General features: G+C 36.6%; 21 protein-coding genes. 14 read left to right on the forward strand and 7 right to left on the reverse strand.

Translation table 11 applies throughout. From position 1 onward, the window contains the following. Window positions 1-4: 4 nt before the first annotated feature. From ASG31_RS09190 to ASG31_RS09220, 7 genes are all read left to right on the forward strand, one after another. Window positions 5-703 carry an SDR family NAD(P)-dependent oxidoreductase gene (locus tag ASG31_RS09190; protein ID WP_056030978.1) on the forward strand — a complete coding sequence of 233 codons (699 nt, stop codon included), beginning with the start codon at window positions 5-7 and terminating at the stop codon, window positions 701-703. A 41-nt stretch (window positions 704-744) separates the two neighbouring features. After that, the gene (locus tag ASG31_RS09195; RefSeq protein WP_056030981.1) at window positions 745-1,389 is read left to right on the forward strand and encodes a MarR family winged helix-turn-helix transcriptional regulator; all 645 of its coding nucleotides are present in this window, start codon (window positions 745-747) and stop codon (window positions 1,387-1,389) included. Window positions 1,390-1,607: 218 nt separating this feature from the next. Continuing rightward, window positions 1,608-4,109: a PIG-L family deacetylase gene (locus tag ASG31_RS09200; protein WP_056030984.1), complete on the forward strand. Its 2,502-nt coding sequence runs from the start codon at window positions 1,608-1,610 to the stop codon at window positions 4,107-4,109. A 100-nt stretch (window positions 4,110-4,209) separates the two neighbouring features. Beyond that, window positions 4,210-5,901 (forward strand): sodium:solute symporter, encoded by a 1,692-nt coding sequence (locus ASG31_RS09205; RefSeq protein WP_056030987.1) that lies wholly within the window; start codon window positions 4,210-4,212, stop codon window positions 5,899-5,901. A 32-nt stretch (window positions 5,902-5,933) separates the two neighbouring features. Beyond that, on the forward strand, window positions 5,934-6,452 hold the full coding sequence (locus tag ASG31_RS09210; RefSeq protein ID WP_056030990.1) for a DUF2911 domain-containing protein: 519 nt from the start codon (window positions 5,934-5,936) through the stop codon (window positions 6,450-6,452). Between the two features lie 693 nt (window positions 6,453-7,145). Further along, window positions 7,146-7,727 carry a hypothetical protein gene (locus ASG31_RS09215; protein ID WP_082504524.1) on the forward strand — a complete coding sequence of 194 codons (582 nt, stop codon included), beginning with the start codon at window positions 7,146-7,148 and terminating at the stop codon, window positions 7,725-7,727. A gap of 80 nt (window positions 7,728-7,807) precedes the next feature. Next, entirely contained in the window at window positions 7,808-8,515 is a 708-nt protein-coding gene (locus tag ASG31_RS09220) for an ABC transporter ATP-binding protein (RefSeq protein WP_056030993.1), read from the forward strand. A gap of 212 nt (window positions 8,516-8,727) precedes the next feature. Here the strand turns inward: ASG31_RS09220 and ASG31_RS09225 are convergent, their stop codons facing one another. Continuing rightward, on the reverse strand, window positions 8,728-10,809 hold the full coding sequence (locus ASG31_RS09225) for a M13 family metallopeptidase (protein WP_056030996.1): 2,082 nt from the start codon (window positions 10,807-10,809) through the stop codon (window positions 8,728-8,730). Window positions 10,810-10,939: 130 nt separating this feature from the next. On the opposite strand from ASG31_RS09225, the gene ASG31_RS09230 reads away from it, so the two are divergent. Continuing rightward, window positions 10,940-11,317, forward strand: a complete 378-nt coding sequence (locus tag ASG31_RS09230) for a VOC family protein (protein ID WP_056030999.1) — start codon at window positions 10,940-10,942, stop codon at window positions 11,315-11,317. Window positions 11,318-11,334: 17 nt separating this feature from the next. Here the strand turns inward: ASG31_RS09230 and ASG31_RS09235 are convergent, their stop codons facing one another. The 3 genes from ASG31_RS09235 to ASG31_RS09245 are packed head-to-tail and all read right to left on the reverse strand — an operon-like array spanning window position 11,335 to window position 13,098. Next, a complete protein-coding gene (locus ASG31_RS09235; RefSeq protein ID WP_056031002.1) occupies window positions 11,335-11,850 on the reverse strand; it encodes a hypothetical protein in 516 nt (171 codons plus the stop codon). 37 nt (window positions 11,851-11,887) lie between these two features. Continuing rightward, window positions 11,888-12,271: a DUF1634 domain-containing protein gene (locus ASG31_RS09240; RefSeq protein ID WP_056031005.1), complete on the reverse strand. Its 384-nt coding sequence runs from the start codon at window positions 12,269-12,271 to the stop codon at window positions 11,888-11,890. Then, the gene (locus ASG31_RS09245) at window positions 12,268-13,098 is read right to left on the reverse strand and encodes a sulfite exporter TauE/SafE family protein (RefSeq protein ID WP_056031008.1); all 831 of its coding nucleotides are present in this window, start codon (window positions 13,096-13,098) and stop codon (window positions 12,268-12,270) included. The genes ASG31_RS09240 and ASG31_RS09245 overlap by 4 nt, the downstream gene beginning before the upstream one ends. A gap of 87 nt (window positions 13,099-13,185) precedes the next feature. Here ASG31_RS09245 and ASG31_RS09250 point away from each other — a divergent pair, with 87 nt between their 5' ends. The 3 genes from ASG31_RS09250 (at window position 13,186) to ASG31_RS09260 (ending at window position 15,603) form a co-directional block, all read left to right on the forward strand. After that, complete coding sequence (locus ASG31_RS09250; RefSeq protein WP_056031011.1) at window positions 13,186-13,737, forward strand: DUF1543 domain-containing protein; 552 nt, start codon at window positions 13,186-13,188, stop codon at window positions 13,735-13,737. A gap of 22 nt (window positions 13,738-13,759) precedes the next feature. Beyond that, on the forward strand, window positions 13,760-14,869 hold the full coding sequence (locus tag ASG31_RS09255; RefSeq protein ID WP_056031014.1) for a 5-(carboxyamino)imidazole ribonucleotide synthase: 1,110 nt from the start codon (window positions 13,760-13,762) through the stop codon (window positions 14,867-14,869). A 191-nt stretch (window positions 14,870-15,060) separates the two neighbouring features. Beyond that, window positions 15,061-15,603 (forward strand): lipocalin family protein, encoded by a 543-nt coding sequence (locus tag ASG31_RS09260; protein ID WP_056031017.1) that lies wholly within the window; start codon window positions 15,061-15,063, stop codon window positions 15,601-15,603. A 173-nt stretch (window positions 15,604-15,776) separates the two neighbouring features. On the opposite strand, the gene ASG31_RS09265 is transcribed toward ASG31_RS09260, so the two are convergent. The 3 genes from ASG31_RS09265 to ASG31_RS09275 all read right to left on the reverse strand — a co-directional run bounded on the left by ASG31_RS09265 (window position 15,777) and on the right by ASG31_RS09275 (window position 18,874). Further along, window positions 15,777-16,970: a VWA domain-containing protein gene (locus ASG31_RS09265; RefSeq protein ID WP_056031021.1), complete on the reverse strand. Its 1,194-nt coding sequence runs from the start codon at window positions 16,968-16,970 to the stop codon at window positions 15,777-15,779. A gap of 124 nt (window positions 16,971-17,094) precedes the next feature. Next, entirely contained in the window at window positions 17,095-17,769 is a 675-nt protein-coding gene (locus ASG31_RS09270; RefSeq protein WP_056031025.1) for an SIMPL domain-containing protein, read from the reverse strand. A gap of 139 nt (window positions 17,770-17,908) precedes the next feature. Beyond that, on the reverse strand, window positions 17,909-18,874 hold the full coding sequence (locus ASG31_RS09275) for an SIMPL domain-containing protein (protein ID WP_056031028.1): 966 nt from the start codon (window positions 18,872-18,874) through the stop codon (window positions 17,909-17,911). Window positions 18,875-19,005: 131 nt separating this feature from the next. Here ASG31_RS09275 and ASG31_RS09280 point away from each other — a divergent pair, with 131 nt between their 5' ends. The 3 genes from ASG31_RS09280 to ASG31_RS09290 are packed head-to-tail and all read left to right on the forward strand — an operon-like array spanning window position 19,006 to window position 22,267. Then, window positions 19,006-20,778 carry a histidine kinase gene (locus tag ASG31_RS09280; protein WP_056031031.1) on the forward strand — a complete coding sequence of 591 codons (1,773 nt, stop codon included), beginning with the start codon at window positions 19,006-19,008 and terminating at the stop codon, window positions 20,776-20,778. Window positions 20,779-20,793: 15 nt separating this feature from the next. Next, window positions 20,794-21,516, forward strand: coding sequence for a hypothetical protein (locus tag ASG31_RS09285; RefSeq protein ID WP_056031035.1), 723 nt, complete (start codon window positions 20,794-20,796; stop codon window positions 21,514-21,516). A gap of 16 nt (window positions 21,517-21,532) precedes the next feature. Then, window positions 21,533-22,267 carry a LytR/AlgR family response regulator transcription factor gene (locus ASG31_RS09290; protein WP_056031038.1) on the forward strand — a complete coding sequence of 245 codons (735 nt, stop codon included), beginning with the start codon at window positions 21,533-21,535 and terminating at the stop codon, window positions 22,265-22,267. The last annotated feature ends 14 nt before the right edge of the window (window positions 22,268-22,281 follow it).

The following is a 22,281-nucleotide window of genomic DNA, read 5'->3' on the forward strand; positions in this document are numbered from 1 at the left end:
TAATATGAAAAATATAGTCATTGTAGGATGCGGACAGGGAATTGGATTTTCTACTGCAAAAATACTGTCTGAAAATCACAAAGTTACCGGCATTTCGAGAACAGAAAATTCAGAAATTAAAAAATTGAATATCAGCTTTCATCAGATGGATATTCTTTCGGGAAATCTGGACGAAATCAATTTCCCAGACGTTGTTGACGGATTGGTGTATGTGCCGGGAAGCATTAATTTAAAACCATTTAATCGACTTTCGGTTGATGATTTTAAAAATGACTTTGAAATCAACGTTTTGGGTGCTGTAAAAACAGTTCAGAAACTTTTACCCAATTTAAAAAAATCTGAAAGTGCATCAATCATACTTTTCAGTTCGGTTGCTGCAAAATTGGGAATGCCATTCCACGCTTCTGTTTCTGCCAGTAAAAGTGCGTTGGAAGGTTTGACGAAAAGTCTTGCGGCAGAACTTTCGACACAGAAAATCAGGGTGAATTGTATTGCTCCTTCGCTTACTGACACAAATTTGGCTTCTCAACTGCTTTCAACACCGGAAAAACGTGAAGCATCAGGCAAGAGACACCCTTTGCAGAGAGTGGGAAACGCTGGTGAAATGGCAAAAATGACAGAATTTTTATTATCCGACAACGCATCGTGGATTACCGGACAAATCATCGGGATTGACGGTGGAATGGGCAGTACGAAACTGTAAATGAAAAACCAATTAATTATATATGTCACAATTTAAAAGCTATGAAAACCGATTTTATCATTGATCTGCTTCATCACGTAAAAGAATTTGAAAACTCTTCTGCCTGCAAACCCAACTGCAGTGTAGAAGATTTCAGAATGTGGCTGAACGATAAAAAATATACAGAGGAAAGCCCAACCAAGCTTTTTAAAACCGAAAATCATCAGGTTTCCTACACAGAAAATGAAATCTGCAAGCAGGTTCTTTTGCTGGGACGATACTCAAAACTCCTCATCAGAAAAGGTTTGGGAGAATTTCCTGACCTGGCGAATGAAGAATTTACCTATCTGTACCGCCTTAAAGATGAACCTTTTTTAAGCAAAATTCAACTGATTGAAAAAAACGGTCACGAAAAACAAACCGGAACCCAGATCATCAAAAGACTTCTGGAAGCAGGATTTCTGGAAGAAAAGATCGATGAAACTGACAAAAGAAGCAAGCTTTTAAATCTCACAGAACTTGGCCAACAAACGTTTCACGAATCTGTAAAAAAAGTCAATCAGACTTCAAAAATACTTTCCGGTAAACTGGTAGATGACGAAAAAACAGAACTATTAAGACTCCTCAAAAAACTGAATGAGTTTCACAGTCATATTTATTCAGAATATAAAAACACGGATTTTGATGAACTGACAGCTTTAATTTAAAGGCATTTTCTGACATTAATCGGCAAAATTGTTTCTATATCTGATCGACAAACTGAAACTCGATTTAAAAGTGAAGTGAGATTTAGGAGAATTTCAGAAATAATGTGAAAATTTCTGATGCAGTCCTGTTAGCTTTTAAAACGTAAACTGCAACAGCCATCTTTTACTACCGCAGAAAAAAACGATTTACTTATATTTGTCAGGCAAAGCAAATTCAAATGTTCAAAAAACAAATCTCTGTATTTATTCTTGGCTTTTTCATGGTTTTCAGTTCGGCTCAGCAGATTCGTCCGTCAAAATCATCAGAAATTTACCGCGATCTCAAAACACTGAAACATTTACCGAAAGTTTTATATCTCGCTGCTCATCCGGATGATGAAAATACGGGTTTACTTTCCTGGCTGATCAACGATCAAAACGTTGAAACAGGATATCTGTCTTTAACGAGAGGTGATGGCGGCCAGAATTTACTTGGAACAGAACAGGGAGCTGCTTTGGGCTTAATACGCACGCACGAACTTCTTGAAGCACGAAAGTTAGACGGCGCCCAGCAGTTTTTTACCCGTGCAATTGATTTTGGCTTTTCTAAAAATACAACCGATACTTTTAAACAGTGGGATGAAAAAAGCATCACCGCGGATGTGGTCTGGGTGATCCGGCAATTCCGTCCGGATGTCATTATTTGCCGTTTTCCACCGAATGCAGCGGCGGGTCACGGACAACACGCGGCTTCGGCTGTGGTTGCAGAAAAAGCATTTAGACTGGCGGGCGATAAAAATGCGTTTCCAGATCAATTGAAATACGTCAATGTTTGGCAACCGAATCGTATTTTGTGGAATACTTTCCGATTTGGCAGCAACAATACCACTTCTGAAAAGCAGCTGAAAGTAACTGTTGGACAGTATGATGCACAATTGGGAATGGGCTACGGCGAACTTGCAGGATTGAGCAGAAGTCTGCATAAAAGTCAGGGCGCCGGAACGCAGTCGGTGGCCGGAATAAAAACTGAATATTTCTCATACGTTGACGGTGAGCCCGCAAAATCTACACTTTTTGACGGAATCGATAAAACCTGGACAAAAGAAGGAAATGTTGATATTGACAAGTCTTTAGATAAGATCATTTCAAATTTCAATTTCAACCGTCCAGATTTAAGCTTGCCGGATTTGCTTGCTTTGAGAAAAAAAGTAGCGGCAATGAAAGAGTCAGATTTCAAAAAGAATAAAATTAAATCTCTCGATCAGATTATTTTGAGCTGTACAGGATTTATGGGGGAAGCTGTAACCAATACAGCTGAAGCAGTTGCGGGAGAAAATTATAGTTTCAGATTAAATTTAATTTCAAGAGCTGAAAACCCCGTCATTTTAGAAAATGTAAAGTGGCTGAATCAATCAGAAAACTTTAACAGAAAATTATCAAAAGATTCATTAATCACAATTCAGCATCAGGTCCAGATTCCTTCGGATGCAGCGCTCACAGAACCGTACTGGTTGGCAGCACCAGCCAAAGACGCGGCCACTTTTTCTGTTCCAGATGAAACTTCAGTAGGTTTGCCTGAAGCAGAATCACCTCTGAATGTCTTGCTTGATTTAAAGATCGGTTCAGAGAAATTTCAGGTGAAACTGCCTTTGTCTTTTAAAAAATTAGATCCCGTACGTGGCGATGTGGTTGAGGCTTTAAGAATTGTTCCTGCCCTTGAACTGAAATTTTCGCAACCGCTTTATTTGGTTAAAGAAAACGAAGATCTGAATGTAAGCTTAAATTTTAAGGTAAATTCCAACAGACAATTCAATAATGGAAAAGTAAATCTGATGTTTAACGGAGAAAGATTAGGTGGCGGTGATGTAAAAGCTGTTAAAGGAAAAGATTTCACTGTAAATTTTGTTATTCCAAATGCTGAACTTTCACTGATAAAATCTGATCAGTTACAGTTGGAAGCCGGTTTTGTTGCTGATGGAATTACGTACAACAAAAAACAGGTTTTAATTCAGTATCCACATCTCCCTTCTTTGCAGTATTTTGCGCCAGCAACGGTTTCAGTGATGAAAGGTGATATCAAAGCTGCTGTTAAAAAGGTGGGTTATATACAGGGTGCGGGAGATTTTATTCCGGAGTTTCTTCGAATTGCCGGTGTTCAGGTTGATGTCTTGAAAGATGAAGATTTTTATGGAAATATTGACGAATCCGGAAATGGAAGTTTAAAAAGATTGTCACAGTACGACGCCATTGTGCTTGGAGTTCGCGCCAATAATACTGAGAAAAAACTGGGTCGCTGGATGCCTTTTCTATGGTCTTATGTAAAAGCCGGTGGTAATCTGGTAATGCAGTACAATACCAATCAGGATGCAACAGTTGATCAGCTGGGAATGTACAGTTTCAGCATTGCCAACAAGAGAGTTACCGAAGAAAATGCGTCCGTGAGATTCTTAAATCCAAATCATAAATTGCTCAATTATCCGAATAAAATTACGGAAAATGATTTTAGCGGCTGGGTGCAGGAGCGCGGAGCTTATTTTCCTGATAAATGGGATTCTGCCTACGAACCACTTTTTGAAATGCGCGATACTGGTGAAGAGCCTCTGCAGGGATCAACTTTATATGCCAAATACGGAAAAGGGAATTTTATTTACACACCGCTGGCGTTTTTCAGACAGTTGCCTGCGGGAAATTTGGGTGCGGCAAGATTATTTTTAAACTTTTTATCTGCACAGAAAAACTGATGAATAAACAACTTAAAAACTGGAAAATCTGGTATGTTTTATTAGCTTTTGCACTCGTATCACAGATTGCATTTTATTTTTGGTTTACTAAATTCTGGGCATGAGTACGATAGACTGGACAGTTCTTATTTTCACACTTGTTGCAGTGGTTGTTTACGGCGTATTCATAGGTCGTGGGCAGAAAAGCAACGAATCTTACCTGAAAGCAGACAACAAAATGCCATGGTACATTGTGCTGATTGGGATTATGGCAACTCAGGCGAGTGCCATCACCTTCCTTTCGGCGCCGGGACAGGCGTATACAGACGGGATGCGTTTCGTTCAGTATTATTTTGGTCTGCCACTGGCGATGATTGTGATCTGTATCACGTTTATTCCTATTTTTCAACGGTTGAATGTTTACACGGCTTATGAATATCTGGAAAACCGTTTTGACAAAAAAACAAGGGTATTAACTTCACTGCTTTTCCTTTTTTCCAGAGGATTATCTACGGGAATAAGCATTTACGCTCCGGCTATCATCTTATCTAGTGTTTTAAACTGGAATATTTATCTTACAAATATTTTAACAGGCGGAATTTTACTTATTTATACCTACGTAGGCGGTGCTAAAGCGATTGCGCACACTCAAAAATTACAGTTTCTAATTATTCTGGGAACAATGGCTTTTGCAGGTTATCTTCTGATTGAAAAGATGCCGAATGGAATTGGTTTTACAGATGCGCTTTATCTCGCAGGGAAATCAGGAAAGCTGAACGTGATCACCACAGACTTCGACTGGAAAGACAAATACAACATCTGGAGCGGACTGATTGGTGGATTTTTTCTGGCACTTTCCTATTTCGGGACAGACCAAAGTCAGGTAGGAAGATATATTACGGCGAAAGATAATACCAACGCGAAAATGGGTTTACTGTTGAATGGTTTGGTTAAAATTCCGATGCAGTTTGCAATTCTTCTGATTGGCGCTCTGCTTTTTGCCTTCTTTTCTCTCAAACCCGCTCCGATCTATTTCAATGAAAGATCTTATCAGCATTTAAAGGAAACAAAACCTAAGCAGGCTGCTGTATTTGAAAAGGAACATCAGAATTTACAGGCCAAATTTAATTCAGAATCGAAGGAAATTTTAAAGTTAAAAGAAATACAATCTCCACAGCTTAATCAGAAAGTTGAGGATTTTAAAAATACACAATCCGAGGTTAAAGCATTACATGGAAGAGTGGAGGAAGCCATCAATCAATCTAACTTTAATGCAGAAAAAACGGATACAAACTACATTTTCCTGTATTTCGTAAAAAACACATTGCCTGTGGGGATGATTGGATTGCTGTTTGCGGTCATTTTTCTGGCAAGCTGGGGTTCCATTTCAGCGGCACTGAATTCTTTGGCCGCGTGCTCATTAAAGGATGTTCATTTAATATTTAAAAAAGAAATACCCGACGATAAAACCGAACTTAAATACAGCCGCCTCCACACATTAGCATGGGGAATTTTCTCGATTGGTGTTGCGATGTTTGCTACACAAATGGGCTCCTTAATCGAAGCGGTGAATGTTTTGGGTTCCCTATTCTACGGACCAATTTTAGGCATTTTTCTGGTAGCATTTTACTTTAAAAAAATTAAAGGTTCAAACGTCTTTATCTCGGCAATTTTATCAGAAATTACGGTGATTGCCATCTACAACTTCGATATTGTTTCATTTCTCTGGCTTAACGTCATTGGTGCCACAGCGGTGATCTTATTTTCTGCAGTTGGTTTACTGTTTTCTAAGCCAAAAGCAGTACATTCGTAAAAGATAAATCAATCAAAAATTATAAAAATAATATGAGCGCAATTTTTAAATCTGCCACTGTTCTTGTGGCTGCAATGACGATTTCAGTAAACGCTTTTGCACAGGAAACCAAAAAACCGGCAAGCCCTGCAATGACGGCTACCGGAAAGATTAAAGACGCAAACATTACGATTGCCTACGGAAGCCCTTCTGTAAAAGACCGTAAAATATGGGGTGATTTAGTGCCTTATGACAAGGTTTGGCGTGCAGGTGCGAATGATGCCACCACTTTTGAAACTGATAAAGATATTACGGTTCAGGGTAAAATGCTTGCTGCAGGTAAATACAGCTTTTTCCTGGTACCGAAAGCAGGCGGCACGTGGACTGCGGTATTCAATAAGGAAGCAAAACAATGGGGTGCCTATAAATACGAAGAATCTAAAGATGCTTTACGCGTGGATGTTAAAACAAAAGCGCTACCTGCAAAACAGGAGACTTTAGTTTATAAAATCAATAAGAACGGATTTACGATGGATTGGGACAAAGTTTCAGTACCCGTGGAAATAAAATAAATCTTACAGATTAAAACTCTGAAATCTGGTAATGACCAATAAAAAAGCTGTCTTATCAGGAAACCTTTGCAAATTATTTCAATAAGATAAACATATCTTTTGGAAATATTTTTTCAGATATTTTCGCAACGTAAAAAAGCACCATTTCTTTTGATCTGGTGTTTTTTTTTGAAATACAGAACGATTACTGATCAATTTTTCTTTCATCCCAATTTTTATGCTGTACGAATTTTGTGATTACAGATTGTACCCAATAAAATGTTTTTAACTGATCTAAAAGGTTTTTCCGAATAAATCTAACAGATCAAATGATATTTCAGTAGTTTATTACATAATCATCTGAATAGTCTGAAATCCGTAAAAAAGAGCGTATTATGGCTCAGATATTGTTCAATTTTGGAGGAATTATGAGAAAGATCTTAACTGAAAATTCATTTTATTTTCAATTATAAATATTTTAAAAAAGTAAATTTACCAACATTACAATCCTTTTAATTTGTATCGTAAATATCTCATAATGATATTTTTAAGGCTCAGTTTTAAGCAAGTGCAAATCAATAAATTAATAAATATCATATTCAGTTTAAAACCTTGTTGAAAAAAAATATTACTTTTGCCGAAGAAAAAAAATTGTCAATTTTGTTATATTCGCTATTTTAGCGTTACCATACCAAAATATATAAAGCAAGAAACATGAAAAAAATATTTTTACTATTCGCTGTGATGCTCAGTATTACAGCATTTTCGCAAATTAAAGTTCTGAAAAATGAAACCTTGACAGAGATTGGAAAAGATAATTCTGTAGGACTTTATAAAAAAGAAAACAGATATACTTTTAATTATCAGGATATCAACAATTCAAATCTTAACACCTTTAGATCCTTTTCATTTATTGATCTGAATGGTGACGTAATGGGACTTTATAAGATGATTTCTGACGGTTTTATTGATGAGCCTACTGGGAATATCTCTCTGGAGCTTCCCAATGACATTATTGAACTCCATTTCGAGAAAAATTACGGTCAGCCAACAATGCAGTTTATTCAGTACATTAATAAAAACAAAAAATACGTTGGTAAATCTCAGTTTTTAAACAAAAAACAGCTGGATAAGGTTTTCGGAGTTGGAACATCAAAGGCAGCGCTCTACAATAAGCCTGTAAAGCAACAAAGTGCAGTAAACACCCAGCCCACCACGCCGGTACAGCAGACTTATACCCAACCCAATGCTCCAGCATCACAGCCTGTTAAAAAGTCTTCAAAAAAGACAAAATAACAGCAGATTTCAACAATATTGGAACTCATTCTTTACGGATGAGTTTTTTGTTTTATTTTTGTAAAATATCCACTAAAGACATGTCATTACTCATCAATAATTTAACCAAAACCTTTGGAACTCAAACAGCACTGAATAACGTAAACATCAGCACCGAAAAAAACGAAATCATTGGACTTTTGGGGCCAAACGGTGCAGGAAAATCTACGCTGATGAAATCAATCGTCGGTGCTCTGAAAATTGAAAAAGGCGAAATCTTTTTAGACGGAAAAAATATTGCAGAAAACGAGATTGAAACAAAAAAGAAAATTGGTTTTCTGCCCGAAAACAACCCGCTGTATCTGGAAATGTTTGTGAAAGAATATCTTCAGTTTATTGCCAACATCCACAAAATCCCTATGCCCCGGGTGGACGAAGTGATAGAAACTGTAGGTTTAACGCCTGAAAAATCTAAAAAAATCAGTCAGCTTTCCAAAGGATACAAACAGAGAGTGGGCTTGGCGCAGGCGATTATTCACAAACCGGAACTTTTGATTTTAGATGAACCGACCAATGGTCTAGACCCAAATCAGATCCTTGAAATCAGAAGCGTCATCAAAGAAATCGGAAATAAAAAGACAGTGATTCTTTCTACGCATATCATGCAGGAAGTTGAGGCTTTGTGCAGCAGAGTAATATTGATTCATAAAGGAAATATTCTGCAGGATTGCGCTATTGAAGATTTTAAAGGAAAATTTAATAGTTTGGAGGAAGCTTTTACCGCATATACGACCCAGGAAACGGTTTAAATTTCTGTAAATATAAAACTACAAAAGTCACAAAAGTTTTACAAGTCTATTTAAAGACTGATTAAAGTTCAAAAAAGATATATTTTTCAGCAATGCCCTTTTTGAACTTTCCTGAAAAAATCAGGAACTTCTCTTTTGTGAATTCTGTGGTTAAAAACTTACCGTTCAGACAATTTAAAAAGACCTGCAAAATTCTACAGGTCTTCTTGATTTTACCAAATCATAATTCTTTCGGCTGGTGCTTTATACATTTTGTCACCTTCTTTAATATCGAATGCTTTAATAAAAGAATTCTGATTCACCAATGGCCCAAAAGCCCTGAAAATACCGGGAGAGTGGGGATCTGTTTTTACCTGATTAATCATATACTGTTCGGTAGATTTGGTGCGCCAAACGGTAGCCCAGCTCATAAAAAATCTTTGATCCTGATTGAAACCGCTAATGAGACCTGGATTTCCTTTATCTTTCAGATACATCTGTAGTGCTTCGTAAGCCACAGAAACTCCGCCTAAGTCACCAATATTTTCCCCGCTTGTAAATTTACCGTTTACGAAACTTCCTTTTACAGGCTCATAAGCATTGTATTGTGCGGCAAGCTGAGCCACTTTTGCGTCAAAGTTTTTACGGTCCTGTGCGCTCCACCAGTTGTTCAGATTTCCGTCTCCGTCGAACCTCGAACCGCTGTCGTCAAAACCATGAGAAATTTCGTGACCGATTACAGCCCCAATTCCACCAAAATTGACTGCAGCATCTGCATTTGGATTATAAAATGGAGGCTGCAGAATAGCGGCAGGAAAAACAATTTCATTATTTGAACCGCTGTAATATGCGTTCACCGTCTGCGGCGTCATGCCCCACTCTGCTCTGTCTACAGGTTTACCTATTTTCTCAAGACTTTTTTCATATTGCCATGCTGACACGTTCTGGAGGTTGGAATATAAAGTAGAACCTTTTTCAACTTTCAGCTTAGAATAATCTTTCCACTGATCGGGGTAAGCGATTTTCACACTGAATTTAGAAAGTTTTTCATGTGCTTTCACCTTGGTTTCAGGAGACATCCAGTCGATTTCTGTAATATGCTTATCAAAAGCTTTTACAATATAATCGATGTAGGTTTCCATCTGTTGTTTTGATTCCGGAGTGAAATATTTTTCAACATATAATTTGCCAAAGGCTTCCCCTAAAATAGAATTAACGAGACCCAAGCCTCTTTTATTCATCGGCCTCTGCTCCTTCTGACCCTGGAGGTATTTAGAATAAAAATCAAATCTTATCTGCTCGAGATTTTCATCAAGATTTGATGCATTTCCGTTGATGACGTGATATTTCAAATAATCTTTCAGCAGAGGAATATTTTTCTGCGTAAAGATATTATCCATATTCTGATAATATTTCAGTTCACCAATAATTACGCGGTCGGTATTTACACCTGCATCTTTCAGATATTCCGGCAGGTTAACATTTTTCACCAAAGGCGACAGTTCTGACACTTTTTTAGGATTGTATCTTAAATTGGCATCACGGTTCTGTTCCAGTGTTAAAAGATCATTAGCCATTTTCTTCTCAAAATCTACAACAGTTTTCGCTGCAGCATCAGCATTTTTGTAACCAAGAAGTGTAAAAAGTTTTGCGATGTAATTTTGATATTCAGCTAACGTTTTGGTGTTTGCCTCGTTTACCTTCTGATAATAATCACGTCCCAAACCAAGATCCGGACCACCCAGATAAACTGCATTCATCTTAGAATCTTTCAGATCAGCACCTACTCTCCAGCCGTAGAATGAATTATCCCCCAGCCTTGTAGCTTCCAGTAAATATTTCTGAAGATCGCTTACCGTCTTAATGGCATCAATTTTTGCCAAATCAGATTTTATTGGAGCTAAACCTTCAGCATTCCGTTTCGAAGTATCCATAAAACTTGCGTACAGATTCTGGATTTTCTCTCCTTCAGAACCCTGAGGATAATTTTCATCTAAAATTCCTTTCAGAATAGCCAGGGAAGCATCGTCTACATTCTCTCTCAACGCATTGAAAGATCCCCAACTCGCCTTATCAGAAGGAATCTGCGTTTCTTTCACCCAGTTTCCGTTGACATATGTAAAAAAATCGTCCTGAGGTCTTACAGATTGATCCATGTAGGAAAGATTTAAACCTTCTTCCTTAACCTCTTCTTTTTCAGGTGATTCCATTGCAGGAACAGGTTTTTCAACTACAGCAGCTGTTTTTGTTGTGCCGCAGGAATTCAGAAAAACAAGACCTGAAAATGCCAAAACGGCAATATTTATTTTTTTCATTAAAATTTTGATTTATGATTTTAAAATGAATATCAAATATAATGAATAGTTGATGAAAAAAGGCACATAATCGCCTACTCATCCTTAAAATTAAAACGCTGATCTCACTGAAATATTTTAAATTTGATGTATGAAAATACATCACATTGCCATCATCTGTTCAGATTATGAAGTCTCAAAGAAGTTTTATACCGAAAGTTTAGGTTTAACTATCCTCCGTGAAGTCTATCGGGAAGAGAGGCAGTCTTACAAACTCGATCTGGCAATTGGAGAACATTATGTGATTGAATTATTTTCATTTCCAAATCCTCCGGAACGGCCATCCAGACCGGAATCATGCGGTTTGAGACACTTGGCTTTTTCTGTTGGAAATGTGAATGAAAAGCGGGAAGGATTAATTCAGCAAGGTTTAAACTGCGAAGAAATAAGAATTGACGAATTTACCGGAAAAGCATTTTTCTTTACTCAGGATCCTGATGGTTTGCCTTTGGAGTTTTATGAGATGTGATTTAAAATTAAAAAATATTAGTAATCAATATTATATTCAAATTTCACAGTATCTGGTTTTGTATTGATTAACTGTCTGGATTTTAAGATTTTAAAGATGTTGTTTTCGAAGATGTGAAAATCTGCATTTTCGGAACACCCACTGTAAAAGCCTTCATTATTGCGGCTAATTTTAGCAGTGCTTGATTCTCTATTTTCGTTAGACAAATTATAGTTAAGCGTCATTTTAATTTGATAATCTTCATCCAGAAAACGCAATGATTTTCTATAATTTAAATCAAGGCTAAGTTGAAAAATGATCTTACATTCGAATTTATTGAGATAAAATGCAAAAAACAGATCCTCAGAAAGGATTAAATCTTCAGTAAAATACCTAAAAGAATTGTTTTCAAGATAATTTTTCAGGAATAAGCGGATATAATTTTCAGTATCAAGATTTAAATTTTCATCTTTGGTAATCCCTTTTTCCAAAAGATGTTTAAAATGAGGCAATTCAATTTTTACGAACTGATTATAAATTTCTTTGTCCTTCATTATTAACTATCGAAAATTTTATTTTTTCTAATCGTTTTTAATGCGCATAACCCGCAAAGAAACTCACTGCCATAATTGCCAGAACGATAGACGAAATAATGACATACGTGTAATCTTTTTCCTTCAAATATCCAATCAGAGCAAAGATAATTCGCATTAATGGCGTGAAAATCAGCATCAGAATTCCCAATTGAATAATGGCCATTCCTTCCCCCTTACAAAGTGTTTCCCAAAAGTGGCTCCAGACTTTTTCTGAAGACGTTCCCATGTCGAGAAGTTTGTATTTTCGTGGCATTTTGAAACCTTCCATGAAAAGTTTAATAAAACCAATCACGGATGTGATTACCGATAAAATAACACCTACTCTCAGAAGATTTCCAACGGAACGGTTCAGGTCGACATCAGTGAAATTCTTTCTCATGAAAAGTTGTTTCTAATCCCATTATACATCATATATACTGAAAGAATTGTAATCACAATTGCGAAAAAAGTCTTTAATTTTTTAGTTTTAGATACCATCAAAGTCTTAGAACCGATGAAACTTCCCACCACTACTCCTACCAAAACGGGAGCAACAATTACGGGAATAATTTCACCTCTCTGAAAATAGATCAGTGAACTCGCAACGGCAGTTACGCCAATCATAAAATTACTGGTTGTGGTAGACACTTTAAACGGCAACCTCATCATATTATCCATTGCCAAAACTTTCAAAGCCCCGGAACCAATACCTAAAAGTCCGGACATGGCGCCAGCAAACATCATCATAAAAAATCCTGGAACGGTATTTCTTGCGGAATAGCTTTTCAGAACACCTTTGTCTGGGAAAGTTCCGTACAGTTTTAATTTATCTTCCAGAGTCCCTTTAATTCTGGGTTCCTGATGGTCGGGTTTTCCCTTTAAATTTAAAACAACGGTAAGCAAAAGAATACTTGCGAAGATAATTCCGATGGTATTGGGATTCAGCATCCCCGAAACCAAAGCGCCTGCGATAGCTCCGGCAGTGGTGGCAATTTCCAGAAACATACCAATTCTCATGTTGGTGAAACCCTCTTTTACAAAGGCAACTGCTGCACCGGAAGAAGTTCCGATTACTGAGATAAGTGAAGCACCGATGGCGTAATGCATTGGCACACCGAAACCCAGCGTCAATAAAGGAATAATTATAACTCCACCTCCTAAACCTGTGAGAGAACCCAAAAGTCCTGCAGATATTGCTCCAAGGAAGAGAATGATGATTTCAGACATGCTACAAATATAAAACTATTGAGGTTTTTGGGCAAACATTTAAATAAAGATTATTTTTTGCTGTATTTTTGCAACATACAAACTTCTATGAAACTGTTTTACATCATACTCGGAGCAACTCCGAAAGGAAGAAATATCGAGCAGCACGACGTGTTCTTCGGGATTGCAGAAAACCTCAAAGACCTCGTTCCGGTGATGAAAGATTTCTGGCCCGAAGCAAAGGGTAAAATTCACATTGACGCCTATCAGGAAGTGAAATTTGCTGATGGCTACGAAATTTCTGTAGAGCCCAAAAACAGCTTTGAGAACGAAGAAAAACTCTTTTTTGTAAATCTCGGTGGGTACAAAGCAGATCATTTCAAAGAGTTTCACGAGCAGCATCTGATGGTAGGAAAAACTCTGGGTGAAGTGGTGAAAAAATCAAAATCTACGGAATTTTATCAGACGATGGGCTTTAAAGGCGCAGGAAGTCATATTGATGAAAAATTCGGGGTTGATATTGACGATATTTTCAGTGTCACAGACATTCTTCCCACCGAAATGAAGCAAAACTATTCCTTAAAAATAACGAAGTCTGAAGAAGAAAATCAGGAAAATTTTACTTTTCTCGGTTATCTGATGCTTGATAAAATTAAATAATAAATCTACTTAAAATAAAATAATGAAAATTGGAATCTTAGGAGGCGGACAGCTCGGGAGAATGCTTATTCAGGAAGCCTTGAAATATGATGATGAGTTTTATACTTTAGATCCGGCTGCCGATGCGCCTTGTCACACTATTTCTCACTTTACACAGGGAAATTTTAATGATTATGAAACGGTTTTAAATTTCGGACAGGGAAAAGATGTGGTAACTATTGAAATTGAACACGTGAATGCAGATGCCCTGGAAACCCTTGAAAATCAAGGCATAAAAGTGGTTCCGAATTCACAGATTATCAAAACTATACAGCAGAAAATTCTTCAGAAGCAGTTTTACAAAGAGCACAACATCCCGAGTCCGGATTTTGAAATTATGGACGGAACGGAAGACGAAATTAAAATCGAATTTCCTTTTGTACAAAAACTCAACACGGGCGGTTACGATGGTAAAGGTGTACAGATTATCCGCAATTCTGACGATTTAAAGAATTTATGGACTGAAGATTCCGTCTTGGAAAACCTGGTTGATATTGAAAAAGAACTTTCCATCATCGTTGCCATCAACGAAAATGGTGAAACACAGACTTTCCCAGTCACAGAAATGGTTGCCGACCCAAAATTAAACCTTTTGGATTTTAATATCTGCCCGGTTCATCTGACTGAGGAAATTGAAAATCAGATCTACTCTATCACAGACAAATTTCTTGCTGCAGTAAACTCTCCGGGACTTTTTGCGATTGAATTGTTTTTAGATAAAAAAGGAAAAGTCTGGGTGAACGAAACTGCACCGAGACTGCACAATTCCGGTCATCAAAGCCAGGAAGGAAACGCCAATTCGCAGTTCGAACAAATGTACAGAGTGGTAAAAAACTTACCTTTAGCCGATACCGACGCGATTATTTACAGCGGAATGCTTAATCTGGTAGGTGCAGAAGGCTTCTCGGGAAAAGTAATTTATGAAGGTATGGAAGAAGTTTTAAAACTTCCTGAAACTTATATTCATCTGTACGGAAAAACAGAAACCAAGCCAGGAAGAAAGATGGGACACATCAATGTCTTAGCAGATTCTCGCGAGGAACTGATGGAGAAGCTGATACAGGTGAAAGCGATGGTGAGAGTGATCGCTTAAGATCTTTAAAATATATTGAGGAAGACTGCTTTTTGGGCAGTCTTTTTTTGTAAATTATTTTAAAAATATCAGGTTCTATCGAAAATTTGGTATATCAAAATCCTCTTGTTATTTCTATACACCTGGTGTTTAGGAAAGAAATGAAGGCATCATTTTTGAATCCACAGAGAAATACCTCAAAAATATTCTTTATGAAAACTTACAAAAAAATACTTTTGCCTTTGGCAGCCGGCGTTTTGGGATTGTTAGTTTTAAATTCATGTTCGGTTGGGATTCCGAAAAATGCTGTAGCTGTACAGAATTTTAGTGCAGACAAATACCTTGGAAAATGGTATGAGATTGCAAGATTCGACTACAAATTTGAAAAGGATATGGATAATGTAACAGCCGAGTATTCTTACAACGATAGAGGTAATATCAAAGTCAAAAACCGTGGCTACAATTACGTAAAAAAAGAGTGGAAAGAATCTGTGGGTGAGGCGAAATTTGTGAATGAAAAAACTGAAGCACGCCTTAAAGTTTCTTTTTTTAAACCCATTTGGGCAGGTTATAATGTGATCGACATTGACGAAAATTACCAGTATGCTTTGGTAGCGGGCAACAGTGTAAAATACAATTGGATCTTATCCCGAACTCCTGAAATCCCTGAAAGCATTAAACTCCGGTTTCTTGAAAAAGCTAAAAATCTGGGGTACAATACTGATAATCTGATCTGGGTGAAACACAACAAATAAAAATTTTCTCTTAGACCTCAATGATTTTACGGATATAAGCAAAAAATCTGAATGCTGAAAAACGTTTGGGGCGACAATTGCAGCCGCCCCAAACTCAATAAACAATATTAACACTCATCTGTTTTTTGTTGAGTTTAATTCCCAATTTCAAATCTTAAATCTAAAATGTCAAATTAAAAACTATATCCTTTTTTCTTTGCAATTTCTGCAATCGACTTTTCGATGGCTTTTCCCAAATCATCCGCATCAGAGCTTCCCTGTTTTTTGGTTTCAGTATCAATAAATTCCTGTCTTTTTCTTGCTAAAACTTCAATCTCTTTTTGGATCTTATCGCGTTCTGCAGATTTCTGAGACACAATTTTCTGAATTTCATATTTACTTTTCCCCTTCAGCTCAGACGGCAACTCTTCTTCTCTGATTGATGAAATGTAACTTTTATCCTTTTCAACTTTATCCACCAAATCCCAGTGGTCATTTTTGTAAGCGTTCTTTTTAGACTTGCTCACGGCTCTTTCCACAGCATTTGATGCGGAAACCGATTCTGCATTAGAATCCTGTAAATATTGTTTGCTTTTCATTTCAGAACCGCGGCTTCCGTAAGAAACATAAGTAGCATTGAGAAGACTGTTGCATTCATAAATCCTTTTATCAAAAGGAGTTTCAATGTACATCACTTTCTGGTTACTGTCGATATTAAAATATTTTCCATCCCCTAAAACCGCTCCGTTTTGCCAGAAAGTCTGTATTCCTTCTTCTCTCCCGCCACAAAAAATGGTGTTGGTATAAATGTTTTTTCTTTTTGCATCAGCAATTGTTTCCCTGTAACTTATTTTTCCCTGATCGAATGGTTCGTTGCCGGCGATGTAGATCAATTTCATGCTCTTGATGTTGTTGTCCCAATTCAGATTTAAGGACGCATCACGAATTACGGCTCCACAAAATTCATTTCCACCATTGGTTCTCAAAGCAAAGAGTTTTTCTGAAACCAGATCCAGATCCTGAGTGAGTGGCGTCACCTGTCTGATGAAATTTTCGTCTCTTAAGCCGTCATTTCCATATTCGTAAAGTGCAATTTCGATTTGTGGTGCCTGTCCGTTGTACTTTAGAGTGGTCAAAGTATTCACGATATTCCACAGTCTGGATTTTGCCTGATCGATGAGGCCATCCATACTGTTTGAAGTATCCAGAAGCAAAGCTACCTGAATTTTGTTGTCTTTTGAAACGGTAATTTTTGGCTCATCAGAAATATTGCTCTGTATTATTCTTCTCTCACTGGCATTGCTACTGGAACTGGTTTCAGAAATTTTTCCTGTGCTTAAAAAAGCAGCTGCACCTACAGTTAATGCTAAAAATTTTAAGGTATTCATAATATCTGTTTTTACTGAATTTACTTTGGTTCTGTTTACGGGATTCGGGCTGCGGGGTTTGTATGAAGGTCAATAAATCTTAAATCTCAAGTTTCCAAGTCCGTTTCGAATTTTATTTCACATTCTAAAGAATTTCGTATCTTGCTTTGATGCTGTATTTCAGTTTGATATTTTCGATGTTGTCGAAAGAGTAATCTAAACTCTGGTCTGCTGCTTCCATCTGCACATTGGCTATTTTACTTCGGTACGCAACCGGCATCACAGTATCGCTCATGTAATCTTCCATCTCAGTAATGTCCATCGCATCTCCCGTTTTTTTGCTGATGCTTCCCAAAAGATAATCTGCTTTTTCTTTTGCAGCTTTCAATGCGTTGATCTTCACCGTTTTTCTGAATTCTGCAATCTTTGTGTTTTTAATTTCTGCAATATTCAGATTGCTTACCCATTTTTGGTTTAAATCTTCAAAAAGCTTACTCACATTGGTTTTTGCGCTGACTTTAAACTGATAACTCTTGGTAAACCTGGTCGTTTTTGAGTATAAATTCTGATACATCGATTTGAATTTGATGTCTTCATTTTTGACGCCGTTATTTTTTAAAGTTTCAAATAAAAGTTTTTCGCTGTCTGCAAGTTGATTTTTATTATCGGCTTTTATCCCGATGTTAAAAATGATTTCATCCGGTTCCACTTCCATTTCGGCAACCCCCGTTACCTCGATTGCATTTTTTTTAATTTCCTGCGCATTCACCAAACTTCCTGCTGCAAAAATCCCGACTAATAAAAGGTGTTTCAGTTTCATAATGTAAATATTTATTGTTTATTAAAATTTCTAAAGTAAAATTACCATGATTTAAAGTTAAAAATCCTGAGACTTGGTGGAATGGGTGTTTGGCTTGGTGGAAGTATTTTTTACTGGAAAATTTCTAATAAAAACCTATTTATTTTGCAATATTCAAATCCCTCATTTCGCCATTTGGAGTAATCAGAATATAGGATTTTTGATCTTTTACTTCCTGCTTTTTCTCTTTTGTAATGATCATTTTGACCTCATACATGACCTGAATGACAGGTTCTAAAATTGTCGGATTGATAACAAAATCAAATTCTTTATCCAAAATGGGCTGATAATACATAGTTGTAGATTTATTTGCCTGATTTACATTGGCAGATCTTGTCAGGGTTAATGACGAGCTGTTGTAAGCTTCATAAGATTTGTACATTTCGATTGGAAGTACAATTTTATAACCGTCGCTTAAACTTTTGGCATTATTGATAAAAGTTTCGCCCATCATCAATTCATAATTCTTAATCTTTTCCTGAAGAGCGAGTTTGGCTTTGTTCATCAACTCTTTTTTCACGTTTTCAAGATTTCCTGCAAAATAATCGACTCTCACTAAATCGTAAATTTCATTTTTAGAAAGAATCGTTATCAGCTGATTGAGCTGATTTGGGTCTGAAAATTTTACATGAAGATTCTTTTTTAGTTCAAATCCTTTGGGAACTTCATTGTAGGTTTTTTTGCTGAAAACCTTCTTCTCTATTTCATAATTGTAAACAGGAACAAAAGAAATCATATCAATATAAGTCTCGTTACCTTTTAATAATTTGATTTGTGAAATTGAAGAATTGAGGCGTTTATCGATCATTTCATTGACTTCCTCAGCAGTTTCCCCCACCTGCGTCAGACTGAAAATCGCAACATACTGATCTGCTTTCACATTCGCCATACCTTTTATATTAACGAATATTTCATTCGGCGACGGATTGTTTACGTTAATATTTGAATCAGGATATCTGAACTGAGCCTGAGGATTTGCTTGGTTTTGATAGTTGATATTCCCCCTGTCTTGCGCAAAATTCAGCTGAAAAAATAATGCTCCGATAATGTATAAAGTGCTTTTCATAATGATTAAGTTTAAAATTATACTGCAAACTTAACTTCATCAATAAATCATGAAACACGAAACTTGGTAAAACGATCTTTTCGCTTGGTGAATCGTTTTTGGTAAACTATTTATATGTATATCTTTGTTTTATGAAAATTTCTCAGTTTTTTATCGTTCTGCTTTTCTCAACACGACTATTCTTTTCTCAGGAAAAAAGTAGAAATACCGCAGAAGAAGTTGTGAGTGAAAGCAAAATGCTGAAAAAAGCGGTTGACAAAAAAGACGAATCGGCGGAGGCTGAATCGTATTTTAAAATTGGTGAGTCGTATTTTAATGCTTCCAATTTTTCTAAAAGTGAAGAGTATTTTTTAAAATCAAAAAATATCTACGAAAAGCTGAATGACAAGCAGAATCTGGAAAAAGTGACCCGAAAACTGGCGCAGTCTCAGGAAAGTCAGAATAAACTGAAGGCAGCAGCGAAAAACTATGAAGTTGCCTCCAATGTCGGTTATTCCAAGTCGAAGAAAATGCAGAATTCTAATGATGCATCACGGCTAAGCTCCAACTCTGTGGTGATGAGAATGGATGCTATACAGAACAATATTCAGATCAGCGAAAAAGAAAATAACAAGGAAGACCTCGCCGCCGGATATTCTCAAATGGCAGAAGCCAATCTCGAAGTGAAAAACATTCCGAAAGCGGAAGCAAATCTAACTACGGCTTACAATATTTCAAAAGAAGAATCTCCTCAACAGGCACTGGCAATCAACCAGAAACTGACCGATCTTTACGTGGTAAACAAAGATTTCGACAAAGCCATTGCCGTTAAAAAGAAAGTTTTGAAGGAAGATTTCGTTAAAGAAAATTCAAAAAAGGAAGTCGAACAGATTCAGGAATTGGCTGACATTTACATCAAAAAAGATGATCCAAAAGAAGCCATTAATCTTTTAAAAAAATCTTACGGAATCGCTTTGGAAAAAGGTCACACGCTGGAAGCTCAAAAAAGTGTGAAGAGACTCGACAGCCTTTACGCCATTTCTCAAAATATTGACGAATCCGTTTCACTGTATCGTGATTTTCTTGGGAAACTGCCTGATTTGGTATCAAAAGATAAAAGCCTGGTTGACGAAAAAATTCTGGAAGATACCGAACAGCGAATTTCACAGCTGGAGCAGGAAAAAAAACTGAAGGATGAGTTGATCAGAAAGAAAAATCTATTCAATTACAGCCTTATTGTAGCTTTAATTCTTTTGATCGGTTTGATATTTTTCATTTTCAGAACACTGAAAAAAGTTCAGATTAAAAATAAAAAAATTGCTTTACAGTCACTTCGTCGTGAGATGAATCCGCATTTTATTTTCAACAGCTTAAACTCTGTAAATCATTTCATTGCAACGAATAATGAACTGGAAGCGAACCAATATTTAACCAGATTTTCAAAGCTGATGCGTGGCGTGATGGAAAATTCTACTGAGGATTTTATTCCTTTTCAGCAGGAACTGGATCTGCTTCAGAATTATTTAGCTTTAGAGAAAACACGTTTTGCAGATAAATTTGATTACGAAATTGAAGTTGACGAAAATTTAAATACCCAAAGCTTAAAAGTTCCCGGAATGTTAGTACAACCCTTCCTTGAAAACTCCGTCTGGCACGGATTGAGGTACAAAACTACGAAAGGACTTTTAAAATTAAAATTTGAAAAATCTGCTGAAGATCTGAAAATTACCATCGAAGACAACGGGATCGGCATTGAAGAAAGCAAAAAGCAAAAAACTGAACATCAGAAAACCCGTAAAGGACGCGGTATGAAAAATACGCTGGAAAGAATAAGACTGCTGAATGATTTATACAGAAAGGAGATTTCCTGCTCAATAAAAGATTCTGAAAATGGTGTACTTGTTGAGATCTTAATGATAATTTAAAAAGACAAAAAAACGATGACAGTCTACAAAAAAACAAAAATATTTCTGCTTTTATCTTTTCCAATCATGTTTTTTGGACAAGAATATAATGCTACGAGGTTTAATCATGTTTTAAAACAGTTAAAACTCAATCCTTCGAAAGTTAAAAGTGAGTTTTACACCGAAAAAAAGATGCCCAATGCAGAAGACTCTTTCATTGCAGTAGTTCCCTTTTTGAAAGAAAAAATTGAGGAAGATTATCTATTGTATCAAAATTATATTGTGATAACGGATGCAAAAGGTGAAATAAAAAGTAAATATTTAGATCCTGCAGAAATCACTTCTGATGCAATCATGCTGGAGGGTTTTACTATTGATACCGGACTTTATCATTTGAATTCTGAAGTGCGCGCTTTTGGTGTGATTGCAAATTACAGAAACGGCAGCGGACCAAATCCCCATTCTTCCGCAGATATTTCATTATATTATTCACAAGGTAAAACGCTAAAAAAAGTACTGAGTCAATACAATGTTTATACAAGTGGTGCAGAATGGGATATGAAATGCAACGGAGAATTTTCGGAAGATCGTTCTGTAATTATTTTGGATGAGGCAAAATCCAATGGCTTTGCTAATCTTAAAATCAAAACGGAAACTACAGAAAAGATTGGTAGAGAAGTTAATGGAGATTGTACAGAAAAGAAAACGATGAAAACGTCATTAAGGACACTGAAGTTTGATAAATCTGCGTACAAATAATTATTTAATTCCTGACATGAAAATAAATTCCGTAATCGTAGACGACGAAAAAATTGCAAGAGATGTTCTCAGAAATTATCTCACAAAATACTGTCCGCAAATTGAGATCTTGGGCGAGGCGGAAAATATCAGGGAAGCCGTTCCATTGATCGCTGAAACGCGACCACAACTGGTTTTTCTGGATGTTGAAATGCCTTTCGGGAATGCGTTTGATGTGTTGGAAGCGACCAGAGAATTTTCCTACGAAACCATTTTCATTACAGCATTTTCTCAATATTCGTTGCAGGCATTAAACAAATCTGCGAGTTACTATATTTTAAAACCAATCGATATTCAGGAACTGATTGTTGCAGTGAATAAAGTCGCTGAAAGCATTCAAAATAAAGAAGAGCTCAACCGGAATAAAATTCTTCTTGAAAATTTAAAATTAAAACCTGAAAAACAGCAGTTGATTCTTCCGACTTTGCAAGGCTTTGATGTAGTGAAAACAGAAGATATCGTCAGACTTCAGGCTGATGGAAATTTCACGCAGGTTTATCTCACAGACGGTTCCAAGAAAATGGTCTGCCGGTTTTTGAAACACTTCGATGATTTGCTTGAAAACCCTTTTGTGAGAGTTCACCGTTCGCATATTATCAATACCGGATTTGTAAAATCTTATCACAAAAGCGGAACGGCAACACTGGCTGATCAAACTGAAATTGAGGTCTCGGGGAGTTTTAAAGAGCAGTTTCTGAAGGTTTTCTCTTAAAATCTGAATTAAAG

Source organism: Chryseobacterium sp. Leaf404, assembly GCF_001424145.1.
Lineage (GTDB): Bacteria > Bacteroidota > Bacteroidia > Flavobacteriales > Weeksellaceae > Chryseobacterium.

Excerpts from the sequence above, each read along its gene's own strand:
- ASG31_RS09205 (WP_056030987.1), top strand. The coding sequence starts at position 4,210 with ATGAGTACGATAGACTGGACAGTTCTTATTTTCACACTTGTTGCAGTG.
- ASG31_RS09235 (WP_056031002.1), bottom strand. The coding sequence starts at position 11,850 with ATGAAGGACAAAGAAATTTATAATCAGTTCGTAAAAATTGAATTGCCT.
- ASG31_RS09285 (WP_056031035.1), top strand. The coding sequence starts at position 20,794 with ATGACAGTCTACAAAAAAACAAAAATATTTCTGCTTTTATCTTTTCCA.
- ASG31_RS09200 (WP_056030984.1), top strand. The coding sequence starts at position 1,608 with ATGTTCAAAAAACAAATCTCTGTATTTATTCTTGGCTTTTTCATGGTT.
- ASG31_RS09280 (WP_056031031.1), top strand. The coding sequence starts at position 19,006 with ATGAAAATTTCTCAGTTTTTTATCGTTCTGCTTTTCTCAACACGACTA.
- ASG31_RS09245 (WP_056031008.1), bottom strand. The coding sequence starts at position 13,098 with ATGTCTGAAATCATCATTCTCTTCCTTGGAGCAATATCTGCAGGACTT.
- ASG31_RS09290 (WP_056031038.1), top strand. The coding sequence starts at position 21,533 with ATGAAAATAAATTCCGTAATCGTAGACGACGAAAAAATTGCAAGAGAT.
- ASG31_RS09225 (WP_056030996.1), bottom strand. The coding sequence starts at position 10,809 with ATGAAAAAAATAAATATTGCCGTTTTGGCATTTTCAGGTCTTGTTTTT.
- ASG31_RS09230 (WP_056030999.1), top strand. The coding sequence starts at position 10,940 with ATGAAAATACATCACATTGCCATCATCTGTTCAGATTATGAAGTCTCA.
- ASG31_RS09265 (WP_056031021.1), bottom strand. The coding sequence starts at position 16,970 with ATGAATACCTTAAAATTTTTAGCATTAACTGTAGGTGCAGCTGCTTTT.
- ASG31_RS09220 (WP_056030993.1), top strand. The coding sequence starts at position 7,808 with ATGTCATTACTCATCAATAATTTAACCAAAACCTTTGGAACTCAAACA.
- ASG31_RS09240 (WP_056031005.1), bottom strand. The coding sequence starts at position 12,271 with ATGAGAAAGAATTTCACTGATGTCGACCTGAACCGTTCCGTTGGAAAT.
- ASG31_RS09260 (WP_056031017.1), top strand. The coding sequence starts at position 15,061 with ATGAAAACTTACAAAAAAATACTTTTGCCTTTGGCAGCCGGCGTTTTG.
- ASG31_RS09255 (WP_056031014.1), top strand. The coding sequence starts at position 13,760 with ATGAAAATTGGAATCTTAGGAGGCGGACAGCTCGGGAGAATGCTTATT.
- ASG31_RS09270 (WP_056031025.1), bottom strand. The coding sequence starts at position 17,769 with ATGAAACTGAAACACCTTTTATTAGTCGGGATTTTTGCAGCAGGAAGT.
- ASG31_RS09250 (WP_056031011.1), top strand. The coding sequence starts at position 13,186 with ATGAAACTGTTTTACATCATACTCGGAGCAACTCCGAAAGGAAGAAAT.
- ASG31_RS09215 (WP_082504524.1), top strand. The coding sequence starts at position 7,146 with ATGAAAAAAATATTTTTACTATTCGCTGTGATGCTCAGTATTACAGCA.
- ASG31_RS09190 (WP_056030978.1), top strand. The coding sequence starts at position 5 with ATGAAAAATATAGTCATTGTAGGATGCGGACAGGGAATTGGATTTTCT.
- ASG31_RS09210 (WP_056030990.1), top strand. The coding sequence starts at position 5,934 with ATGAGCGCAATTTTTAAATCTGCCACTGTTCTTGTGGCTGCAATGACG.
- ASG31_RS09195 (WP_056030981.1), top strand. The coding sequence starts at position 745 with ATGAAAACCGATTTTATCATTGATCTGCTTCATCACGTAAAAGAATTT.
- ASG31_RS09275 (WP_056031028.1), bottom strand. The coding sequence starts at position 18,874 with ATGAAAAGCACTTTATACATTATCGGAGCATTATTTTTTCAGCTGAAT.